This is a genomic window from Nocardia farcinica (genome assembly GCF_029867845.1).
Classification (GTDB): Bacteria; Actinomycetota; Actinomycetes; order Mycobacteriales; family Mycobacteriaceae; genus Nocardia; species Nocardia farcinica_A.
Genome location: NZ_JARWRU010000713.1, coordinates 1 through 4,117 on the forward strand (window position 1 = coordinate 1; position 4,117 = coordinate 4,117).

At 73.4% G+C, this 4,117-nt stretch carries 6 protein-coding genes; 4 read left to right on the forward strand and 2 right to left on the reverse strand.

What is annotated here, in order from left to right; genetic code table 11:
* On the reverse strand, positions 1-380 hold a 380-nt coding region (locus tag QH283_RS15670), incomplete at its 3' end, for a TSUP family transporter (protein WP_432420737.1).
* Between the two features lie 52 nt (positions 381-432).
* On the opposite strand from QH283_RS15670, the gene QH283_RS15675 reads away from it, so the two are divergent.
* Positions 433-1,782 carry a sensor histidine kinase gene (locus QH283_RS15675; RefSeq protein ID WP_280503726.1) on the forward strand — a complete coding sequence of 450 codons (1,350 nt, stop codon included), beginning with the start codon at positions 433-435 and terminating at the stop codon, positions 1,780-1,782.
* Here QH283_RS15675 and QH283_RS15680 read toward each other — a convergent pair.
* The gene (locus QH283_RS15680) at positions 1,779-2,171 is read right to left on the reverse strand and encodes a hypothetical protein (RefSeq protein ID WP_280503727.1); all 393 of its coding nucleotides are present in this window, start codon (positions 2,169-2,171) and stop codon (positions 1,779-1,781) included. The two genes, QH283_RS15675 and QH283_RS15680, sit on opposite strands and share 4 nt — an antisense overlap.
* 225 nt (positions 2,172-2,396) lie before the next feature.
* Here QH283_RS15680 and QH283_RS15685 point away from each other — a divergent pair, with 225 nt between their 5' ends.
* From QH283_RS15685 to QH283_RS15695, 3 genes are all read left to right on the forward strand, one after another.
* Positions 2,397-3,056 (forward strand): response regulator transcription factor, encoded by a 660-nt coding sequence (locus QH283_RS15685; protein WP_280503728.1) that lies wholly within the window; start codon positions 2,397-2,399, stop codon positions 3,054-3,056.
* Between the two features lie 78 nt (positions 3,057-3,134).
* Entirely contained in the window at positions 3,135-3,620 is a 486-nt protein-coding gene (locus QH283_RS15690; RefSeq protein ID WP_280503729.1) for an FxsA family protein, read from the forward strand.
* 89 nt (positions 3,621-3,709) lie between these two features.
* A partial coding sequence (locus tag QH283_RS15695) for an amidohydrolase family protein (protein WP_280503730.1) occupies positions 3,710-4,117 on the forward strand: 408 nt, incomplete at its 3' end.

A 4,117-nucleotide genomic window follows, 5' to 3' on the forward strand; every position in this document is an offset into this window, starting at 1 on the left:
ACCGCGGGGCGCGCGGTCACGACCCCGCCCACCGCGACCCCCACCACCTTCACGAGCGGCATCACCAGACCCCGGTCTACCAGCCACCCCGCCGCCGCGCCCGCCGCCGCGGCGCCCGCGGCGATGACGCCCGCGGGCAGCAGCAGCCGCCAGTTCATCGGCACCTTTCGGGCGAAGGTCACCACCGAGGCGGTCGTGCCCGCCACCGCCGCGAACTTGTTCGTGCCGAGCGCGGTCGCCGGGGCGATGCCGGGCGAGACCAGGAACAGCGTGGGCAGGATGATGAGCCCGCCACCGCCGACCACGGCGTCCACCCAGCCCGCCGCGCCCGCCGCTGCCAGGAGAACGAGCCAGTCCGCGAGATCCACCCGCCCAGCCAACCAGACATCCCACGAATCCCGGGCACCGGGCGCGGGCCCCTAGGCTGGGAGCGTGCGACGGTTCAGTCTCTGGCTGCGGGGCAAGCCACTGGTGGCCGACTCGATCCTGGCTCTCGGGTTGCTGGCGTTCGATCTGACCGGGCTCGCCGAATCCCGCCAGCCCGCGGTCTACCTGGTGCTGACCGGCCTGCTGCCGCTGCCCATCGCGCTGCGGCGGCGTTACCCGCGCTCGATGGCCGCGGCCATGGTGGCCCTGGCCATCGCCGCCACCCTGATCAGCTACGTGCTCGGCGACTTGGTCACCCACCCCGCGCTGCTCGGCCTCGGCGTGATGCTCTACACCCTGGTCGCCTATGTGGGCAGGCGCGAGGGCCTGATCTACCTGGCGGCGGTCGTGGTGGACTCGCTGTTGGCCACCCTGCTGCTCGACCAGCCGACCGCCGTCGCGCTGTCGTTCGTCGCGGTCTACTACGCGCTGTCCTGGACGCTGGCCGAATTCAACGGCGCGCGTCACGCCTACGACGCCGAGGTGGCCGCCCGGCTCGCGGTCGCCGACGAGGAACTGCGTCGCCGCACCCACGAGGCCGTCGCCGCCGAACGCACCCGCATCGCCCGGGAACTGCACGATGTGGTCGCGCACGCGGTATCGGTGATCGTGGTGCAGGCCGACGGCGCCCGCTACGCCCTGCGCCGTGACCCGGACACCGCCGAACAGGCGCTCGGCGTCATCGCCACCACCGGCCGCGAAGCCCTTCGCGAGCTGCGCCGCACGGTGGAACTGCTGCGCACCGATCACGCGCCGGGCGATCTGCCGCAGCACGGCACCGCGGGCATCGCGAAGGTGGTGGAGATGATGCGCGGCACCGGCCTCGCCGTCGACCTGGAGATGACCGGCGCCATCGACGACGTCACCCCCGAGGTGTGCCTCGGCGTGCACCGCATCGTGCAGGAGGCGCTGACCAACACACTCCGGCACGCGCGCGGGGCGCAGCCCAAGGCGTGGGTGCGGGTGCACCGGCGCGAGCACGACGTGCTGGTCGAGGTCACCGACTCCGGTGGCGCGCCGGGCGAGTCGGGGGTCTCCGTCGTCGCCACCGCCGCCGCGGCCGCCACCGGGGCCGTACGCGCCCGCGTGGGCAGGCGAGGGGAGACGGGCAGACGGGGTGAGCAGCCGGGCACGCGCGGCGGCGGAACCGTCGAACGGGCCATCGAACGCGCGGGCGCCGAACCGCCGGGCCCGCTGGGCAGCGGCCTCGGCCTGGTGGGGATGCGCGAGCGGGTCGCGGTGCTCGGCGGCGCCCTGACCGTGGGACCGCGACCCGACGGCGGCTGGCTGGTGCGTGCCACCCTGCCGCTGCGACCCGACGACGACCAGGGCGGCATCGGCACGGCGGTCGGCTAGCCCGCCGTGGGGTCGCCCAGGGCCTCGGTCAGCTCGCGCAGCACCTCGCCCGCCGTCAGCGGGCCGAGCACGCCGAAGGGGGTGTCGCCGCAGCGCGTCCACCACGGCGCGCGGGGCGCGGCGGACAGCTCGACCGCCTCGACCACCCGCTCGCCCGGCGCCCACGGATCATCGGCGGGCAGGCCGTCGTCGAGATGCACCAGCACCCGCAGATCCCCGCCCACCGGGCGGAACAGGTGGTCGTGCGTGCCGTCGAGCGGCTGGGCCAGCTGCCAGCCCGAGCCGCACAGCCGAGCCAGGGCGTGGACCGGGACCATGCGCCGGGCGAATCGCGCCAGGGAAGTGGCGCGCCGCTCGGCCTCGGTCAGCCGGAAGACCGGATCGAACACACCATGACGAATACGGCACGCGCAGAACACCTGTCGAGCCCCCGATGTTCGGAGTTCATGCGCCCCACCCCGATCGGATCGATCGAACCGGAAAGCGCAACCACGGGCACCGACACCCTCGTCCTCCCGCGGGACCCGGTCGGAGCACTAGTGCGGCGGGGTCGGATGGGCGGCGGGGTCGGATCGGTGCCGAGGTCGGATTGGTGCCGAGGCTAGATTGGTGCGGTGGCGATCACCGTACTCGTTGTCGACGACCAGGAACTGATGCGCATGGGTTTGAAGATGGTGCTCGGCGCGCACCCGGACATCGAGGTGGTCGGCGAGGCGGACAACGGCGCGGTCGCGCTCAGCCGCACCAGGGAACTGCGACCCGACGTGGTGCTCATGGACGTGCGCATGCCGGTGGTCGACGGCGTCACCGCGACCAGCCGCATCCTCGAGGCGGGTACCGGCAGCAAAGTGCTGGTCATGACGACCTTCGACCTCGACGAGCACGCGCTGGGCGCGCTGCGCGCCGGGGCCAGCGGATTCCTGCTCAAGGACACCCCGCCCGAGGATCTGATCTCGGCCGTGCGCAGCGTGGCGGCCGGTGACGCGGTGGTCTCGCCCAAGGTCACCAAGCGCCTGCTGGACCGTATGGTCGCCGCCGACCCCGGCGGCATGCGCGACCCGGCGGTGCTCGACGTGCTCACCGCCCGCGAGCGCGAAGTGCTCGAACACATCGCCGCGGGCCGCTCCAACGCCGAGATCGCCGCCGAACTGTTCCTGTCCGAGGCCACCGTGAAGACCCATGTCGGGCGGGTGCTGACCAAGCTCGGCCTGCGCGACCGCGTGCAGGCGGTGGTGCTGGCCTACGAGACCGGGTTGGTCCGTCCCGGTGGCTGAGCGCGTTCTGCTCCGTTCGGGAGAAAAATCGGGTCGCGCGACGTTGTAGGGGGTAGATCGTCCGAAAGGAACGCCGCCATGCCCGTCCTGTTGTTCGTGCTCTACGTCGTCGTCGAGATCGCCGCCCTGGTCGCGGTCGCCCAGTGGATCGGCGTGCTCGCGACCATCCTGTTGCTCATCGCCGGTTCCGCCATCGGCATGGCGCTGGTCGGGGCGCAGGGGCGGCGGGTGTTCGAGCAGTTCCGCCGGGTCGGCCGCGGCGAGATGAAGCCGGGGACGGCGGTGGCCGACGGCGCGCTGGTGGCGCTCGGCGCGGTGCTGATGTTCGTGCCGGGTCTGGTGACCTCGGCGGCCGGTCTGCTCCTGCTCGTCCCGTTCACCCGCGCGCTGGTCCGCCCCGCGGTGACCGCCCTCACGGCGCGTAAGGTCGGCGGCCTGATGGGGGAGACCCGCTACCGGGGCGTGGTGATCGACGCTCAGGGCGATGTGGTGGACGGTGTGGTCGTCCGGCAGTGGTACGACGACGGCCGCGACACCGGCCGCCGCGCCATCGACCGGGCCTGAGCCGCCGCTCCTGCCCGCGGGGTCGGTCCCTCGGCCCGACACAGGCCGGGCGACGGGCCGATCCCGGCCATGCGGCAGACTGGACAGCCGTGCGAACCCAGTTGCTCATCGGCGGCCGTTTCTACAGCTCGAGTTCCCCGGATGCCACCGCCATGGCGATCACCGACGGCACCGTGGTGTGGCTCGGCGCCGAGCAGCCAGGGCGGGCGCTGCACCCGGACGCCGAGATCGTCGACCTCGACGGCGCCTTCGTCGCGCCCGCGTTCGTCGAGCCGCACGTGCACGTCACCGCCTACGGTCTGCGTCTGACCGGACTCGACCTGTCCACGGTGGGTTCGCTGGCCGAATGCCTGCGCCTGATCGGTGAGTACGCCGCCGCGCACCCGGAGGCGACCGTCCTAGGTTCCGGCTGGGACGAGACCCGCTGGCCGGAACGGCGCGCGCCCTCGGGGGCCCGGCGACCCCCCCCCCCCCGGGCGGGGGGGGGGGGGGGTATG